Raw genomic sequence first — 15,990 nt, forward strand, 5'->3', positions numbered from 1 at the left:
AACGCTCGTTCGGTTCAGATTCTGAATTCGAACGAGCGTTTTTTAGGATTTGGGAGCGGTCGCGGGGGACTTGTAAGCGTCGCGTGATAAAGCGTGTTCGTCGGCGGCCACGGCAATCGCGGTTGTGGTATCTCCGACAACGTTGGCGACCGTTCGAAACATGCCGGAAAACCAATCGATTCCAGCGAATAATGCGACGCTTGAGATGGGCAGACCTAGGGTGGGCACGATAATGGTCAGGGCAACCAGCCCGCCTCCTGGCACAACGACCGTTCCAAGACAGGACAAGACGGCCAGTAACACAATCTGAATGAGGCCGACGCCAGTGAGTTGAATATGGTAAAGCTGGGTTAACATGACGCAAACCAATGCGACATACATGGCCAAGCCGTTACTGTTGAGGGCCATGCCAAGTGGTAAGACTAATTGACTGACCGACTTACTAACGCCGAGTTTAGCTTGAGCGTCTCGCATCTCGACTGGTAACGCGACAGCGGACGAGGTAGTGGTGAAGGCGACGATGATGATCTGGCTGAGTCCGCGGACTAGCCCAACAATGGGCACCTTGGCATACCAGCTAACGAAGGTTAATAAGCCAACCAGGAATAGGGCGGTTGCTAGCCCGTAAATCCCCAGAAATTGAAAGAGGGGCAGTAGGACCTGGCTACCATTTGCGGCAACAATGCCGGCCATCAGAGCAGCAATGCTAATCGGCGCAAGTTTCATCACAAGCATGACGAGCTTAACGGTCAGTTGGTTGAGCTGACTCACTAGGGTTAATAGCCCACTAAACTGGCCACGTTGGTTGGCTCGACTCAAAACAGTACCGAACAGAATGGCGAAAACAATGACTTGGATCACGTTTCCGGACGCTAAGGACGCAAAAATATTGGTCGGAAAAAAGTTGAGAATGGTCTCGTTCAGACTACTCGTGGCTTTGGCCGTGGCCCCGACCGGTTGTAATTGATCCAAGTGAACGGCGAGTCCTGGTTTGAATAATAGGCCGCTCCCGAGACCGATGGTGGCTGCTAAAAGTGTGGTCATTAAAAACCACAGGCCCGTTTTAGCCCCTAATTTACCTAGATCCTGGGGATTGAGTGTGCCAAGGGCCTCAATGACCGCCCCGAAAATGAGGAGAATCACTGCCATTTGAATTAAACGTAAAAAAATGTCGCCTAAAATCTTAACGGTTGTGGCGAGTGGCCCAAAGAGGAGGCCAAAAACAATGCCACCAACCATTCCAATCGTGATTTGAGTGGTTAGACCAACCCGATGCATCTTCATAATAGTGGGTCTCCTTTTAAGGTTTCAGCCGAGGTCGTTGTCAGTGAGAGCGGCCACAATGACGCGCAATCACGTTAGTAAGCTTGATGGTAGAGGCTTTCTGTTAAAACGTCGACGCCGGCGGTTAAATCATCAGGGGCTGTTTGTTCCGTTGGTGCGTGACTAATCCCGCCAATGCTGGGAACAAACAGCATGGTCGTTGGCACCACTTGGCTCATCACCGCACTATCGTGGCCGGCACCAGAAACGAGCGTCAAGGGGTGATAGCCAAGTTGGCTAGCAATTCGACGATTATTGGCCAGCATGGTGGCGTCAAGTGGTCGGGGCACGTCGTTGACCCACCGACGGCTTTCAACCGGGTGTTGGGGCTGGTTTGCTGCGGCAACGATGGCCGTTAATTTGGTTTCGAACGCATCCAGTACCGTTGAACTGGGGTGCCTAAAGTCCACGGAAAAGGTGACCTTACCCGGAATAGTGTTAGCGGTATTGGGCACTACCGCGAGCTGACCGACCGTGTAGGTTAGTTCGGGATCAGTCTGGGCTGCGGCCTGCTGAAGCTGGACCAGTAGTTGCGTTGTGAGGGTCAAAGCGTCAATTCGGCCAACCATGGGCGTCGTTCCCGCATGGTTGGCGACACCGTGAACGGTGATGTTGAAGCGGCGCTGTCCCACAATGGCGGCGACTAAGCCAATGGTTCGATGCTCGTGAATGAGCCGCGGCCCTTGTTCAATGTGCAGTTCGGTGAAGGTCGCGGGGAGGTCAGGTCGCTGGAAAATCACCCGTGGAATCCGTTTTAGCGATTGAACGGCTGTGATTCGTGCGGCTTCAAAGGACGCACCAGTGGCGTCAACCAGATTCGTGACCTGATCGCGTCGTGCATAGTATTTGGACCCGCTAAACGTTGCGGGAAATCGACTGCCCTCCTCTTCGCTAAAAGCGATAATCCGTAGCGTCCGCTTGGGTTGGCCGTACTGGTGGCGTAATCGCTGCACTGCAGTTAAGCCACCAATAATTCCGTAAAGGCCGTCCAGCGCCCCGCCGTTAACAACGGTGTCCATGTGGGACCCCGTCGCAATGGCGGGTAGCTCGGGCAAGCGGCCGGGAAGATCTAAGTAGACGTTGCCATATTGATCGACGCGGGCTTGGAGATCATCAACCACGCCCGCCTGAAGGAGTTGCGTCTGAGCGGCCACCCAATTGGGGGTGTAGACTAGGCGGTTTTGCCCCGCATCTGCGGCGGATAAGGCGAGGATTGATTGAAAAAGGGGGTTGATAGTGATGGGGGTCATCATCTGTTAGACCTTTTGACTAATGCCTTTCAGCGGTGACGAGGCGCTGGCGCCCTTATCGATGACTCGGCCAGGCCCCGCTAAGAAGGCTTTGCGACCAGCCTCGACACCTAGGCGGAACGCTTCGGCCATTAGGGGAATATTGTTGGCTGTTGCCATTGATGTGTTCGCCATGATGGCGGCAGCGCCCATTTCCATGGCTTCAGCTGCTTGGCTCGGGCGGCCAATTCCGGCGTCCACGATAATGGGGACCTCAATTTCGTCGATTAAAATCTGAATGAGGGCTTTTGTCGACAGTCCTTGATTCGTGCCAATTGGCGCACCAAGTGGCATGACCGTGGCCGCCCCTGCGTCGACGAGTTGCCGGGCCACATTTAAGTCGGGTAAAACGTATGGCATCACAATAAAGCCCTCGTTAGCCAGAACAGCGGTTGCTTTGACGGTTTCGGCGTTGTCGGGCATGAGGTACTTTTTATCGGGAACAACTTCTAACTTGATGAACGGGCTACCGCTGAGTTCGCGAGCGAGCCGAGCAGTTCGGATTGCTTCTTCAGCGTTAGTGGCGCCCGAAGTGTTGGGGAGAATGGTGACGTGATCAGGAATGAAATTTAAGATATTGTCGTCAGCTGACTCCGTTCGTCGCAGGGCCATGGTGATCATTTCGGCTTTGGCGTGGGTGACCGCCGCATCGATTAAATCGTACGAGTACTTACCAGATCCCAAAATAAAACGGGATTCAAAAGTGTGACCGGCGATGGTGAGTAAATCAGTGGTAGTTGTCATAGTTGCGCGCTCCTTTAAAGGTCGTTGATGCCTAAAATAAGTTGGGTAATGATGTTTGCTTCGTGGCCGGCGGTAATCATGACCCGCGGTGCCATTAGTCCTTCGGTTCCCTTGGATACCCCGTCTCCTGCAATGTAAAGGTTGGGCCTAGGATTGGCCGTTTTGATGGTGTTGCTACTGTGAACGCCAGCCATCCCGGTGCCCATGACCAACGGTGTTTCGGGTAGTACCGCGCTGGCGGTGTCTAACAACAGCGCCTTTGCGGCGGGATTGTCGAACGCCTCAGCGATAATGTCGGCCGAATGAAAGAGGTCGTAGACGTTATCGCGGGTGACCCGCTCCTGAATCGCTTCAACCGTCACAAACGGGTTGATTTCTTGGAGGTTTTGCTTCATGGCCACGACCTTGGGCATGCCGACCTGGCTGAATTTGAACTGTTGTCGGTTAAGGTTGCTAAGCTCGACGACGTCAAAGTCGATGAGGGTGAGATGGCCCACGCCAATTCTGGTGAGGGCTAAGGCGATGTTGGTGCCCAGACCGCCGCTGCCGGCAATGGTCACGTGAGCCGCTGATAACTTTGCGGTTGAATCAGCGACGTTCCGGTCTTTCATCCCCGTATACACGGTGGCGAGAGGCATGCCTTGGATGGTTAAATGATCTGGTATCATACGAGTTATCTCCTAACGACCGCCGCCCACAAAGGAAATGAGCTCAACTTTGTCGGTGGTCTTCAAAATGGTGGTGTCAAATTCAGAATGGTGGACGATGTTACCGTTAACCTCCACCACGATATTTTCGATGGGCGCCTGGCGATCGCTTAAGAACTGGGCGACCGACTTACCAGCGACGTTGACTTCTTGTTGACCGTTAACCGTAACCATGTAAAAAAACCTCCTTCTTCAGTTACCGAAGAAAGAGGCTTCAAAAATCCCGTCAAATACGCCTTTCAGTAAAAAACGGGCCCGTTCTTTACTGAAGGACGGACCCGTCTTAAGACAAGTTTTAGGGTTAGTCGCGCTTCCTTCGGTAGTATCAACTACATCAGGTTCGATGGGTTTAATCTCAGCCAGTGGATGGCACCCCAGACGAACAGAAAATTATTTAGTTTTAACGCTTCGAATTATTCCATGCCCGTCAAAATTTGTCAACCAAAGAAATTTAGGCTAGGCAAACGAGGGGTTGTTCAGTACAATGCTCGTAAACCGAAACTTGAAACGGAGGCGTGAAGATGCCAATTAAAAATCGACCACTGTACCTGGTCACCGATCGGACCGGACTAACAACCCCTGAGTTCCTAGACCGAATTCAAGCGGCGTGTGCTGCTGGTGTGGACATCGTTCAACTTAGGGAAAAGGACCTGTTAGGCCGCGAATACTTCGAATTAGCCCAGCAGGTCAAACGGATCACAGATCAGTTTCAGATTCCGTTGATTATTGATGATCGAATTGATGTTGCACAGGCGGTCGATGCTGCGGGTGTGCACATAGGCCAAGCTGATTTGTCAGTGGCGGTCGCCAGACAGCTGATGGGAGCGGAAAAATTGGTCGGGGCGACAACGAAGACCGTGACGCAAGCCCTTGAAGCCGCTAAAGCTGGCGCGGATTACGTGGGCGTCGGCGCTATTTTTGAAACGACGACGCACGTCAAAACGGTTCGAACAAGCGTGGCCACGTTGGCGGCAATCAAGGATCAGCTTAACATTCCGGTATACGCGTTGGGCGGCCTAACCGCGGATAACGTTGCAGCGGTGACGCCCGCGCACGTGGACGGGGTAGCCGTGGTCTCGGCGATCATGAAAGCAACGGACGTCACTACCGCTACCCGGGTGTTGCGACAAGCCGTCTTACAAGCGGTCGCGCATCAGTGACTTGAGAGGTCCAAATGCTCACGAAGGGTGCGCTCATCATCCCGGTGAGTCCGCCGTTGCGCCAGCCGATTAGCATACCCGGCGCAAAGGAACCGCTCTTCATCAGTTTCTGGAACGATGAGTGGTAGCTCAGGATCGGCCGGTTTGCTGTCCGTGACAAAGGTAACGAAGCAAGAAAAGCCCAAGAAGCGTTCCCCAGTCATGAGATGTTCGCCGAGCCCTTTTACGAAGACTTCAAGGGAGCGGTGGCTGGTTCCGGTGACAAAGGATTCAAAAATCATGGCGTCCTGTAAGCGATATGGTGCGATGAAGTTAATGTGGTCCATGGTCACGGTGACCGTCACCTGACGAGCAGCAACGGCGGCCGCAATTGAGGAGCTATCGTCAACCATCGACAAAATTTGACCGCCAAAAACGGTCCCGTGTTCGTTGAGGTCGGAATTAAACACCCGGTGATTAGTTAGTGACCGGGTTTGTTGACAAGTGAGTTGATGAGTTGTCATGTCATGCCTCCAGAGTGTTTAGCCCCATTTTAGCATAGCCAAGACGGATTGGTTGCGCTTCCGCTACTGAACGCCGATAATGTGGGCAATAGGAGATGATGCGTGATGGCACGGCATTTAACTTTTTCACAAGCGGCAATTGACCACGTTAAACCGTATTTGAATGATCAATCAAAGGTTTTGCTAAGTTATGATGACGGCGTGGGCCCATATTCTCATCATGGCCTGGTGGCGTTACAAATTTCATTTCAACTTGTGGTTATCAACGCGGATATGCCAGCAACGGACTATAACGTCGAAATTGAGAGTAACTTTGTTCCGGTCTACGTGAAGGATTACTCGGAACGGATGCTTGGTCAGAATTTGACCCTGTCAGAACAGCCCAAGTATCATACGTTAATCTTGGCGGATGAAAATGACCGCATTGACGAAAACGTTGAAGTGGTGGACGAGCGGCCCAAAGGTTAAAAGTTTAGTGTTAGTGGTCAAAAGGCGTTGCGTTTTGGCGCTGACGGTGGTTAAATGAAAGCGGATACAAAGTTTGTGAAATTTCAGTAGGAGGGTGGTTGCTTATGGCAAGAATTGCAATTGTAACTGGTGGTGGCCAAGGAATTGGCGAAGGCATTGCAAAACAGCTCGCAACGGATGGCTTGACCGTAGCCGTAGCCGACTTGAACAAGGACAATGCGGAGAAGGTTGCCGCGGAAATTGGTAACGGTTCGAAGGGTTATTATGTGGACGTTTCGAAGCGCGACGACGTCTTCAAATTAGTTGATGACGTGGTGGCCGACTTCGGTCAGCTAGACGTTATTGTTAACAACGCCGGAATTGCTGAAATTGGCGCGATAATTGATGCCAAGGAAGAAGATATTAACAAGATTTTCAACATCAACGTTAACGGCGACATTTTCGGGATTCAAGCCGCTGCGCAACAGTTTAAAAAGCAGGGGACCGGTGGCAAGATTATTAATGCCTGTTCGATTGCCGGCCACGAAGGCTTCGAACTGTTAGGCATTTACTCGGCAACTAAATTTGCTGTCCGGGGATTGACGCAGGCCGCTGCTAAGGAATTGGCTAAGGACAAAATTACGGTCAATGCCTACTGCCCAGGCATTGTGTTGACCCCAATGTGGGACCAAATTGACGCCGAAATGGCAAAAATTTACGATGTTCCGCTTGGTCAAACGTTGCAATCTTACATTGATGGTATTGCGCTTGGTCGTGGCGAACAACCAGCCGATGTGGCAAACTTGGTTTCCTTCTTAGCGGATAAGAAGAGTGACTACATTACTGGACAGTCAATCATGGTTGACGGTGGGATTCAATATTCGTAATTAACTGAGTGTTTAAGGCCTGGACGATTGTTCAGGTCTTTTTTGCTGGTGTTAAAAAAGTGGGGCGATGAATCGCTTACATCTGATTTGTAATATTATCGGGTGGTTAGCCGTGCTACGATTGTAGGCAAGATATGAATTTAAGATGTAGGAGGAACCGATGATGGTTTCACGTGAAACATTTCATTCGCAACGCCGGTCCGATCGGCATCAAGGGGTCACTCAAGATCAACGATTGACCGGTAAGCGGTTCTGGCTCATTGCAGCCATTTTAAGTTTGGTGGCGGTAACAGCCCTATTTTTGATCCTTGGGCTAGCCCCATTTGGTCCACATAATTTAGCAATGAGCGATATGGGAAGCCAGTACACGCAGTTTTTCCTGATGTTACGCCGCGCCATTGTTCAACACGCATGGTCGCCGTATTCGTTTACTGTCGGGATTGGCGATAGCGTTATCCCAATTTACACGTATTATCTAATGAGTCCACTCAATTTGTTGATTTTAGCCTTTCCTGCCAGTCATATTTTGACGGCGATTAATTTGATTATTTTTACCAAGCTCGTTTTAGCCAGTCTCAGCATGACGGTGTTGTTGACATATAAATACAATCACCGGGGCTTCTTCACCATTGGGGCGGGGCTGGCGTACAGCTTGTCCGGTTTCGTTGCGATGAACTTCTATGATTTGATGTGGTTGGACGCCGTGGTTTTATTCCCTCTAATTATCCTGGGACTGGAACGTCTATTTGACAACCATATTTGGGGGTATTTGATCACCCTGACAGCAACGATTGTGATTAACTACTACATGGGCTATCAAACCTGTTTATTTGTTGTCTTTTACTTTATATACCTGCTGATACGTCGTAAGACGCACGATGATCATTCAACGGGGCAGTATTTTAAACAGCAGTGGCCAACGATTCGCCGGTTTATTGGCCTATCAGCTCTAGCCGGCTTACTATCAGCGGTCGTTTTGCTCCCAACCGTTTTTGCCATGTTAAGTACCGGGAAAAATACCTTTTCGGCGGCGGATTATCAGTTGGCACCGACCTTTGGCGGGTCAGCTTTAGCCGGTCTTGGTATCGGGACGACGAACTTTGAGGGTCATTTGGTTCATAATCCGGCCGTCTTCGTTGGCCTGACCTTTGTGGTCGCCTTATTAACCTTCTTCCTGGCTAAAAGGGTGACTAGCCGTGCAAAATGGACGGGTGGCGGCCTGCTATTAGTCGTCATTTTGTTCATGGGACTGCGGCCACTGAATACGATCTGGCACATGTTTCAAATGCCGGCTGGGTTCCCGTTTCGGATGAGTTATATCCTGAGTTTTGTCATCATCGCGTTGGGGTACGAAGGGGCGGTTTCCGGCGCATTCAATGAGACGCGCCGCGTGCTGATGGCGGGGGTTGGAACAGCGGTTCTACTCAGCGTCGGCTATTGGTTCGCCAACCATCCGCTAAGTATCGATCAGACTGATCCGGGCTTTGAGACGCAGTTCATGGTGTCAAATAACAATTACTGGTTAAGCCTTGGTGCCATTGTGGTCGCGACGTTGCTGATTGCGCTGATTGGCCGTCAAATCAAGATTGCCCGACCACTCATTGTGGTCTTTGTCGGTCTCGAAATGGTGACAAACTTCGTGTTAGCGACGGCCACCCTGCCATTTGGCAATGAGGCACGCTTCAGTCGGGCGTATACCCGTAGTGAAGCCGCAACAAATCAGCGGCAACAGTCGGGCGCGATGCTGGCGGCTGATACTGGTGATGACAGTGGCTTTTACCGGGTTGGCGCCATTGATCACGCCTTCTCAAAAGCGTTCCCACAAGCCTATAGCGGGTATAACGATGCGATGACTTTCGACTATGCTGGCGCGAGTTCGTATAGTTCGACGCTGAATAGTCACACTCTCAACACAATGCGAAACTTAGGATTCTTTAGTCGAAATGAACGCCGAATTAGCTTTCAAGGAAGCTCGGCACCTGCCGCTCAGCTGTTGGGGTTGAAATACCTGTTCCGGGTTGGCGAGAAGCCGGCGGTAACAACGCTGCTCCACCGTGCTAGTTTGGGATATATGGTGAACGATCAACTGGCCGACACGCAGCTGAGGCCGGGCGATGTTTTGGCTAACCTCAACCGATTGTTACAAGGATCGACGGGCCGCCAAAACCAGTTTATGCAGGCGGCAAAAGTTCATTTGCTAAGCACTTCTCAGCGACGGGGTTACCGCTATCAGTTAAAGGTCACCGCCGCGACGTCGGGCCCTCAGTATCTCTATATTAAGGATATCAACGTGGCAGAAGTGACGGGTTACCGGGATGGCGAGCGGTTCTCATCAGACCGCCACACGCCTGGAAACGTCTTGATGGGGCTCGGTCGAATGAAGGCTGGTCAGACCACCCGGGTAACGTTGACCAGCGTTCATCCATTGCGGCAGTTGAGCCAGAGCTTTGCCGGTCTGGACCAAGCTGCCTTTACCAAGTGGCAGCAAACGATTGCTAAGCACCAATTGAAACTGCGAAATGCCCAATCGGTGTTAACTCACGGTGCAAACTTGACCGGGGAAGTGACAGTAGGGAGCACGAACCGCCTATTGATGGTGAGTGTGCCGTACGATAAGGGCTGGCAGGTGACGGTCGACGGGACCGCCGTTGCGACGACAAAGGTCATGGACGGCTTGCTCGGCGTTCATTTAACACCCGGACAGCATCAGGTGACCTTGCAATACCGGCCTCAAGGGTTATTGGTTGGCGGCATCCTGACGCTAGTTGGCCTCTGCTTAGTGGTTCTGATGGCTGGCGTGCGGGTCCGGCGAGTGGCCTCCGAATAGCCAGATAGTTAAGGCTGGTCCTCAGACCGAGAAGCATTGGTTGATTGACCATATCATCTAGACATAACGAAGGCGCCATTGGTTCGAACATCGTTCAAACTGATGGCGTCTTTTGATATGGCGATGATCAGGATGGGGTGTTTGGTCATTGTTTCACGTGAAACAATTAAGACCCATCTAGGCCAACTAGGTCGTTGAAGTGGGAAAAAACACCGCCCTGATAGGATTCTTACAATTAGTAAGTCGTTTGGCGTGTATTTTAAAAATGCTCGGATTATAATGTAAGCGTTAATTCAGTTGAAGGAGATCTTGGACATGGCAAAAATGAGTGCAGGACAAGCGTTAGTTAAAGTTTTAGAAGATTGGGGCGTTGACCACATTTATGGGATTCCTGGTGGTTCAATCAACCATACCGTTGAGGGCCTCTACCTTGAAAAGGAAAAGATGAAGTACATTCAGGTTCGCCACGAAGAAGTTGGGGCCATTGCGGCCTCAGCAGATGCGAAGTTTACCGGCAAGATTGGGGTCGCCTTTGGGTCAGCTGGCCCTGGTGCTACTCACCTATTCAATGGACTGTACGATGCTAAAATGGACCACGTGCCAGTCTTAGCCATTGTCGGTCAAGTTGGCCAACCAGTGATGAACACCAACTTCTTCCAAGAAATGGACGAGACACCAATGTTTGGTGACGTTGCGGTCTTTAATCGGACCGTGACGACGGCTGATCAAATTCCTTACGTGATTAACCAAGCCGTTCGAGAAGCTTACCGTCAAAGTGGCCCGGCCGTTGTGATTTTGCCGGAAGACTTGACGACTCAAGAAATTGACTACGTGCCAAGTAAGACGCCAAAAGTTGTTAAAGACGACTTTAGCCAAGTGGTAAACCCTGACGCCATTCAAGAAAGCTTAAAGATGTTAAAGGAAGCTAAGCACCCGTTGATCTACGCTGGCCGCGGATTGCTGGGCTCTCGCGACGTGCTGGAGAAATTCTCCGAACAGTTCAACATTCCGGTGATGAACACGGTTCCCGCAACCGGCGTCATTAGTACCGATCACCCGAACTTTATTGGGACGTTTGGTCGATTAGGGACGAAGTCGGGATTTGAAGCGCTCCAACACACTGATTTGATCCTGTTCTTAGCGTCTGAGTTCCCATTTGCTGAATTCTGGCCGAAGAACTTGAAGATTATTCAAGTGAATACTAACCCGTTTGACATCGGCAAGACGGTTGACGTCGATTACGCCGTGATCTCGGATGCCACGAGTTACCTGAAAGCCATGATTGACACCGGCGAGAGCCGTCCTGCTGATACTTGGCTGAAGGCTAATCAAGAAAATAAAAAGAACTGGGACGCTTGGCTCAATGAACTGGCAGATAAGGACGATGAGGATGGTCTCTACGCCGAAGCCATTACCAAGAAGATCAGTGAACTATCAGGACCAAACGATACCTTTGCGATTGACACTGGGAACGTGTCAGAGTGGGGCGTCCGTGGGGTGCCAATGAACAAAAATCAGCGCTTTGCCATCTCTGGGTTGTTCGCAACTATGGGCTTTGGCTTGCCTGGTGGGCTTGCTGGTGCTTTGAGTGTGCCAGATGCTCAAGCTTGGTCACTATCTGGTGACGGCGGCTTTGCAATGGTGGCCCCAGATATTATTACGGAAGCTCGGTATGAATTGCCGGTCATTAACGTGGTCTTTTCAAATAATCGCTTCGGCTTCATCTGGTACGAACAAGCTGAAACGAAGCAACACTTCTACGGTGTTGATTTGACGGATGCTGATTGGGCTAAGGTTGCCGAAGGCCTTGGTGGGATTGGCTTTACGGTCCACAATCAAGCCGACTTAAAGGATGTCTTTGACAAAGTCAAGGAACTCCAAGCTAACGGTAACAAGAAGCCGATTGTGATCAATGCGATCATTAAGCCGGACGATCCTGTTGCGACAGCCTTTATGCCGTTGGATGAAAAGCTCTACGGCAAGGACACCGTTGACGCTTACGCCAAGAAGTACAATATTGACCCAAGCAAGCAACCATCATTAGGTGAAATGCTACGGGCCGAAGGTGACGAACTGTAGTCAGTTTGGCCCTTAAAAACACCAGTGAACCCCACTAGGTTCGCTGGTGTTTTGTTTTCTGCACAAATTGTCAAAGTCTGGTATGATACCGGTATAGATAATCGGAGGGGGTCCGGATAATGGGCAATTGGTTTAAGAGCGGTCGGACAGTGTCTCGGGGGACGAGCAGTCACGAAATTGATTACGGGGAATTATTTACGACCTATATGCGGGAAAAAAATAAAAATCTGGAACGGCAACGCCGACAAGCGCGGTCCGTTTCCAAAGAGATGCAACGAGATACTAAACGTCGTTCAAAGACGGATTAGGCGCGTCGCAGCCGCACTGGCTGCGACTTTTTTAATTTGATTGGCAATGGGGAACCATTGCATTAATTCATGGAGGTCTTTTTATGACAATGGACAAAACACCACGCTTCATCGACCGGCATGTTCCCTTTCAACCGGCAGCGACAACCGGTATTCCGCATCAATATCACGATGTGCCATACGCGCCAGGAGCGCGTCACACACTCGATATTTATTTACCAAACGATGGGGTGGCACCGTTTCCGGTCGTGATTGACGTATACGGAGGCGGTTTGTATTTTGGCCAGAAGAGCTCTCATAAGTTAAACCCGGCGCTGCAGCTGCGGTCTGCGGGTTACGCGATTGTGAGTCCCGATTACTCACTGAGCTATCAGCAGCCGTTTCCAACTCAGATTAGCGAATTAAAGGCTGCCATTCGCTTCGTACGCGCCAAAGCAGCACTGTACGGTTTGGACCCCAACAGGATTGCACTAATGGGAGAATCCTCTGGCGCTCATTTGGCCGTTTTGACAGCCGCGAGTGAAACTGTGGGTCAGTTGGACCGGGGCCTCGGCAACCACCTCGGCGTGTCGGCGGCGGTGTCCGCAGTTATTGCATCCTATGGTCCCTATCAATTTGACCAGTTCAGTGCCCAGTTTGATTTGTTAAAAATAACGCCCAAATTTCGGGAAACGGGGCAAGCTGATTCCTTTGAAGGCGTCATGTTTGGCGGCCATGCGCCAGCTCAGATTAAAGATCAAATCACCGCAGCAGACCCGGCTCATTATCTCACCGCTAAGATGCCACCGTTGCTCCTGACGGCGGGGACGGCTGATCAAGTCGTGCCCTACGTTCAATCCTTTAATTTGGCAGCGAGTGCCATGACGGTGATGGGAACTGACCAGGTGCAACTCCACCTCGTTGATGGGGCACATCACGGCCCGGCGGACTTCATGACCGCTGATATTGTGGCGGAACGGGTGGCGTTTTTGAACCGGTGGCTGGATTAGCGCGTAACGCTTGATGGCAATTCTCTCCGGGGGTTGATGTCGATCATTTTCAGTACTCTGTATCGACTTTTAAGTCGCGATTATCAAATTAACGAATTAATGAGACGCTTATAAAAGAGGACAAGGGATGTTAATTTGGGGGAGAAAAGATGTCGAAATATAAACGATTTTGGGCTTGGGTGAACTCTGAACGCGTCTATCGTAGGTTCAAAGGCAGTCTAATTGTGCTGTGTTTGATTTCATTTGGACTGGTCGTCGTGTTGAACCAGCTATGGGCTTGGATTCCGTTGGTGGTGTTTGCTAGTATATCAGGATTGTTAGCAGATTTAATCTGGAGTGACGACACAATCAACCGGGCTGATGGCAGTCGATTTCGGTTATTGTGGCGAGGTATCGTTATCGGGATAGCGTGGTTTCTTGCTGTTTTAATCACGCTCGTTATTTTTCTGGTTAAAGGTCACTAGTCATGATAAAGAAGCGTTCGACCAAACTCTGTCGGTCGAACGCTTCTTTGTGGTTGATGTCAGGTTAAGTCGAGGCCGCTTAGCGCGACTTGGAACGTGTCACCAAAGCTAGTGCTGCACCGCTAAAGAGCAGCACCATTGTGGCCATTGGCGCATAACTGGCACTGCCAAACAGGCCGACAATGGGACTTGCGAGGCCCCCGAAGGCGTTTTGTGACAAGCCAATCAGGGCGGACGCACCACCGGCGTTTTGGGTGGTGAGGTTCATAATGATTGAAGTGGTTAAAGTAAGCAGGAGGCCAATCATCATGACGAGCACGAAGATGAGGCCAGCGACAGCAACTAGTGGGAAGTGGACGTTGGCGCCCACTAGTAAGAGGCCGCCCACAAGCACGCTGATGGATAGACTCACTTGCACCTGCCGCTTAGCGCTGATCTGATTCAGTCGGCCCGGCAGCGCGCTCCCGATAACGATTCCGAGTCCGTTAAGCGCGTAAATAAGGCTAAAGGCCTGCGCTGATAACCCAAATAGGTTTTGGTAAACGAAGGTCGACGCCGCAATATAGCTGAATAGACTCCCGTAAACGACCCCGGTTACGATAATGTAGCCCGTGAACTGAGGGGTTTTTAGTAGCTGGCCAAAGGACTTATAGATGTCAAACAGGGGCCCAGTTTGGCGCTGGGCTATTGTGAGGGTTTCGGGGATGCCGATGATAATGAGCCCGCACAAAATCAAGCCGATGGTGCCGAGGAGCACGAATATGCCCTGCCATGGGACAAAGCGGATGAGAACGCCACCCACGATGGGGGCGAGAATGGGGAAAATGCCGTTGACGGCGTTGAGAATGGCATAAAACTGGGTCAGTGCTGGACCAGAGAATAGATCACGAGCCACCGCCCGGGACAAAACTTGGCCGCTCGCACCCGCAATCCCTTGAAGGAACCGGAAAATAATCAGTAAACTGATGGAGTGGGTCAACGAGATGGCAAGTGAGGCTAGTGCGAAAACAAAAAAGCCAAGAAATAGCGGGCGCCTGCGGCCATATCGGTCGCTTAAAGGCCCCACGATGAGTTGCCCAATCGCTAACCCAATGAGACAAGCGGTGATGCTAAGTTGCATCATAGAAGCGCTGGTGTTAAATTGGCGCATCATTTGGGGTAAAGCTGGTAGGTATAGGTCAATTGCTAACGGACCGGTTGCGCTTAAAGTGCCTAGAATCAGGATAAAGCGCAGTCGGTGCGCTGCGGCATTTTGGGTCATCAAGTACCCTCCCAAGTCAGATTTCTGGTATTATTTTACAGGTTAAAGGTTTGAATCGCATGAAAAGCCGAGAATTTGTTAAAGTTTATCGGCTTTAATTGCCAGCCTGTGGTCAAGTAGCGTACACTAAGTTTTAGATTTGTCAGTTATGGGCAGATATTACCGCGGTCCGCTGGGCTGAGCGAAGGGAAAGCATTTGTGATGAAAGTCATTAGAGAATTAGCGAGTTGGATTGTTCCGGTGATTATTGGAATTATCATCGCTTTCGGGATTAAGGCGTTTGTCCTGTCACCGGTTCGGGTAGACGGGCCGTCGATGGAGCCAAACCTAGTTAATAACGAACGGATTTGGATGTTTAAACAAGCCAAGGTCAAGCACCTTAGTGTGATCGTTTTTGATGCTCACGGTGAGGACCCCAGCGCTAAGAAGGGGTCGGACTATGTGAAGCGGGTGATTGGGCTGCCGGGTGATTCGGTCGCGTTTAAGAACAATAACATCTACGTCAACAACAAAAAGATCGACCAAAGTTTTATTAGTCGTTCAGAAGCCACGACGGGGACCGGAGCGACAAGCTGGACGTTAACAACGCTGGCTAAACGCTATGGTTGGCAGACCAGTGGTAACGTGGTCCCTAAGGGCAAGTACTTTGTGCTTGGTGATCACCGAAGCGTTTCAAATGACTCCAGATACTGGGGTTACGTGGATGCTAACAAGGTTGCTGGGGTCGTGAAAGTACCGTTCTGGACGGGGACTAAGACCCAACGACATAACATTAATTCGTTATCATATGACTAGTGAAAATGCGTCACCGCTGAATCAATTGCTGATTTAGGGGTGACGTTTTTTTCTGCCCGCCTCAGTTTCGACTCAAAATCGCCCGAAAAAACGGCTCATTTCTATATAATTTGGGAATAATGGGGGACGCTGGAATAATCAGTGGACGCCTGATATTATCGGGTTTTACCCCGATATTCCATTAAATTTAAATGAAAATATAATTAA

At 50.7% G+C, this 15,990-nt stretch carries 16 protein-coding genes and 1 riboswitch; of the genes, 9 read left to right on the forward strand and 7 right to left on the reverse strand.

Annotated elements, in window-relative coordinates; translation table 11 throughout:
- Positions 1-42: 42 nt before the first annotated feature.
- The 5 genes from FC96_RS05820 to thiS form a co-directional block, all read right to left on the reverse strand.
- On the reverse strand, positions 43-1,284 hold the full coding sequence (locus FC96_RS05820) for a dicarboxylate/amino acid:cation symporter (RefSeq protein ID WP_235804727.1): 1,242 nt from the start codon (positions 1,282-1,284) through the stop codon (positions 43-45).
- A 74-nt stretch (positions 1,285-1,358) separates the two neighbouring features.
- Positions 1,359-2,576 carry a M20 family metallo-hydrolase gene (locus tag FC96_RS05825; RefSeq protein ID WP_056942339.1) on the reverse strand — a complete coding sequence of 406 codons (1,218 nt, stop codon included), beginning with the start codon at positions 2,574-2,576 and terminating at the stop codon, positions 1,359-1,361.
- Positions 2,577-2,579: 3 nt separating this feature from the next.
- On the reverse strand, positions 2,580-3,356 hold the full coding sequence (locus FC96_RS05830) for a thiazole synthase (protein ID WP_056942340.1): 777 nt from the start codon (positions 3,354-3,356) through the stop codon (positions 2,580-2,582).
- A 14-nt stretch (positions 3,357-3,370) separates the two neighbouring features.
- The gene (gene thiF / locus FC96_RS05835; RefSeq protein ID WP_056942341.1) at positions 3,371-4,024 is read right to left on the reverse strand and encodes a sulfur carrier protein ThiS adenylyltransferase ThiF; all 654 of its coding nucleotides are present in this window, start codon (positions 4,022-4,024) and stop codon (positions 3,371-3,373) included.
- Positions 4,025-4,036: 12 nt separating this feature from the next.
- Complete coding sequence (gene thiS / locus FC96_RS05840; protein ID WP_055679625.1) at positions 4,037-4,237, reverse strand: sulfur carrier protein ThiS; 201 nt, start codon at positions 4,235-4,237, stop codon at positions 4,037-4,039.
- 119 nt (positions 4,238-4,356) lie between these two features.
- A riboswitch (TPP riboswitch) is annotated at positions 4,357-4,450 on the reverse strand.
- A 134-nt stretch (positions 4,451-4,584) separates the two neighbouring features.
- Between thiS and thiE the strand changes: the two genes are divergently transcribed.
- Positions 4,585-5,223: a thiamine phosphate synthase gene (gene thiE / locus FC96_RS05845; protein ID WP_055679626.1), complete on the forward strand. Its 639-nt coding sequence runs from the start codon at positions 4,585-4,587 to the stop codon at positions 5,221-5,223.
- Here thiE and FC96_RS05850 read toward each other — a convergent pair.
- The gene (locus FC96_RS05850; protein ID WP_055679627.1) at positions 5,217-5,726 is read right to left on the reverse strand and encodes an acyl-CoA thioesterase; all 510 of its coding nucleotides are present in this window, start codon (positions 5,724-5,726) and stop codon (positions 5,217-5,219) included. The two genes, thiE and FC96_RS05850, sit on opposite strands and share 7 nt — an antisense overlap.
- 105 nt (positions 5,727-5,831) lie before the next feature.
- Between FC96_RS05850 and FC96_RS05855 the strand changes: the two genes are divergently transcribed.
- The 7 genes from FC96_RS05855 (at position 5,832) to FC96_RS05885 (ending at position 13,727) form a co-directional block, all read left to right on the forward strand.
- Complete coding sequence (locus tag FC96_RS05855) at positions 5,832-6,194, forward strand: iron-sulfur cluster biosynthesis family protein (RefSeq protein ID WP_055679628.1); 363 nt, start codon at positions 5,832-5,834, stop codon at positions 6,192-6,194.
- A 104-nt stretch (positions 6,195-6,298) separates the two neighbouring features.
- A complete protein-coding gene (locus FC96_RS05860) occupies positions 6,299-7,060 on the forward strand; it encodes an acetoin reductase (protein WP_056942342.1) in 762 nt (253 codons plus the stop codon).
- Positions 7,061-7,220: 160 nt separating this feature from the next.
- Positions 7,221-9,887 carry a YfhO family protein gene (locus FC96_RS05865; protein ID WP_082593368.1) on the forward strand — a complete coding sequence of 889 codons (2,667 nt, stop codon included), beginning with the start codon at positions 7,221-7,223 and terminating at the stop codon, positions 9,885-9,887.
- Positions 9,888-10,202: 315 nt separating this feature from the next.
- Positions 10,203-11,966: a pyruvate oxidase gene (gene spxB, locus FC96_RS05870; protein ID WP_056942344.1), complete on the forward strand. Its 1,764-nt coding sequence runs from the start codon at positions 10,203-10,205 to the stop codon at positions 11,964-11,966.
- A 119-nt stretch (positions 11,967-12,085) separates the two neighbouring features.
- Positions 12,086-12,274 (forward strand): hypothetical protein, encoded by a 189-nt coding sequence (locus FC96_RS05875; RefSeq protein ID WP_056942345.1) that lies wholly within the window; start codon positions 12,086-12,088, stop codon positions 12,272-12,274.
- A gap of 83 nt (positions 12,275-12,357) precedes the next feature.
- A complete protein-coding gene (locus FC96_RS05880) occupies positions 12,358-13,263 on the forward strand; it encodes an alpha/beta hydrolase (RefSeq protein WP_235804728.1) in 906 nt (301 codons plus the stop codon).
- A 149-nt stretch (positions 13,264-13,412) separates the two neighbouring features.
- Complete coding sequence (locus FC96_RS05885) at positions 13,413-13,727, forward strand: hypothetical protein (RefSeq protein WP_055679632.1); 315 nt, start codon at positions 13,413-13,415, stop codon at positions 13,725-13,727.
- Positions 13,728-13,806: 79 nt separating this feature from the next.
- Here the strand turns inward: FC96_RS05885 and FC96_RS05890 are convergent, their stop codons facing one another.
- Complete coding sequence (locus FC96_RS05890; RefSeq protein ID WP_056942346.1) at positions 13,807-14,988, reverse strand: multidrug effflux MFS transporter; 1,182 nt, start codon at positions 14,986-14,988, stop codon at positions 13,807-13,809.
- 201 nt (positions 14,989-15,189) lie between these two features.
- Here FC96_RS05890 and lepB point away from each other — a divergent pair, with 201 nt between their 5' ends.
- On the forward strand, positions 15,190-15,783 hold the full coding sequence (gene lepB / locus FC96_RS05895; protein WP_055679665.1) for a signal peptidase I: 594 nt from the start codon (positions 15,190-15,192) through the stop codon (positions 15,781-15,783).
- Positions 15,784-15,990: the final 207 nt, after the last annotated feature.

Origin of the sequence: Secundilactobacillus kimchicus JCM 15530 (genome assembly GCF_001433995.1) — a bacterium.
GTDB classification, from domain to species: Bacteria; Bacillota; Bacilli; order Lactobacillales; family Lactobacillaceae; genus Secundilactobacillus; species Secundilactobacillus kimchicus.

Coding starts and splice junctions, on each gene's coding strand:
- FC96_RS05820 (WP_235804727.1), bottom strand. CDS start 1,284: ATGAAGATGCATCGGGTTGGTCTAACCACTCAAATCACGATTGGAATG.
- FC96_RS05825 (WP_056942339.1), bottom strand. CDS start 2,576: ATGATGACCCCCATCACTATCAACCCCCTTTTTCAATCAATCCTCGCC.
- FC96_RS05830 (WP_056942340.1), bottom strand. CDS start 3,356: ATGACAACTACCACTGATTTACTCACCATCGCCGGTCACACTTTTGAA.
- thiF (WP_056942341.1), bottom strand. CDS start 4,024: ATGATACCAGATCATTTAACCATCCAAGGCATGCCTCTCGCCACCGTG.
- thiS (WP_055679625.1), bottom strand. CDS start 4,237: ATGGTTACGGTTAACGGTCAACAAGAAGTCAACGTCGCTGGTAAGTCG.
- thiE (WP_055679626.1), top strand. CDS start 4,585: ATGCCAATTAAAAATCGACCACTGTACCTGGTCACCGATCGGACCGGA.
- FC96_RS05850 (WP_055679627.1), bottom strand. CDS start 5,726: ATGACAACTCATCAACTCACTTGTCAACAAACCCGGTCACTAACTAAT.
- FC96_RS05855 (WP_055679628.1), top strand. CDS start 5,832: ATGGCACGGCATTTAACTTTTTCACAAGCGGCAATTGACCACGTTAAA.
- FC96_RS05860 (WP_056942342.1), top strand. CDS start 6,299: ATGGCAAGAATTGCAATTGTAACTGGTGGTGGCCAAGGAATTGGCGAA.
- FC96_RS05865 (WP_082593368.1), top strand. CDS start 7,221: ATGATGGTTTCACGTGAAACATTTCATTCGCAACGCCGGTCCGATCGG.
- spxB (WP_056942344.1), top strand. CDS start 10,203: ATGGCAAAAATGAGTGCAGGACAAGCGTTAGTTAAAGTTTTAGAAGAT.
- FC96_RS05875 (WP_056942345.1), top strand. CDS start 12,086: ATGGGCAATTGGTTTAAGAGCGGTCGGACAGTGTCTCGGGGGACGAGC.
- FC96_RS05880 (WP_235804728.1), top strand. CDS start 12,358: ATGACAATGGACAAAACACCACGCTTCATCGACCGGCATGTTCCCTTT.
- FC96_RS05885 (WP_055679632.1), top strand. CDS start 13,413: ATGTCGAAATATAAACGATTTTGGGCTTGGGTGAACTCTGAACGCGTC.
- FC96_RS05890 (WP_056942346.1), bottom strand. CDS start 14,988: ATGACCCAAAATGCCGCAGCGCACCGACTGCGCTTTATCCTGATTCTA.
- lepB (WP_055679665.1), top strand. CDS start 15,190: ATGAAAGTCATTAGAGAATTAGCGAGTTGGATTGTTCCGGTGATTATT.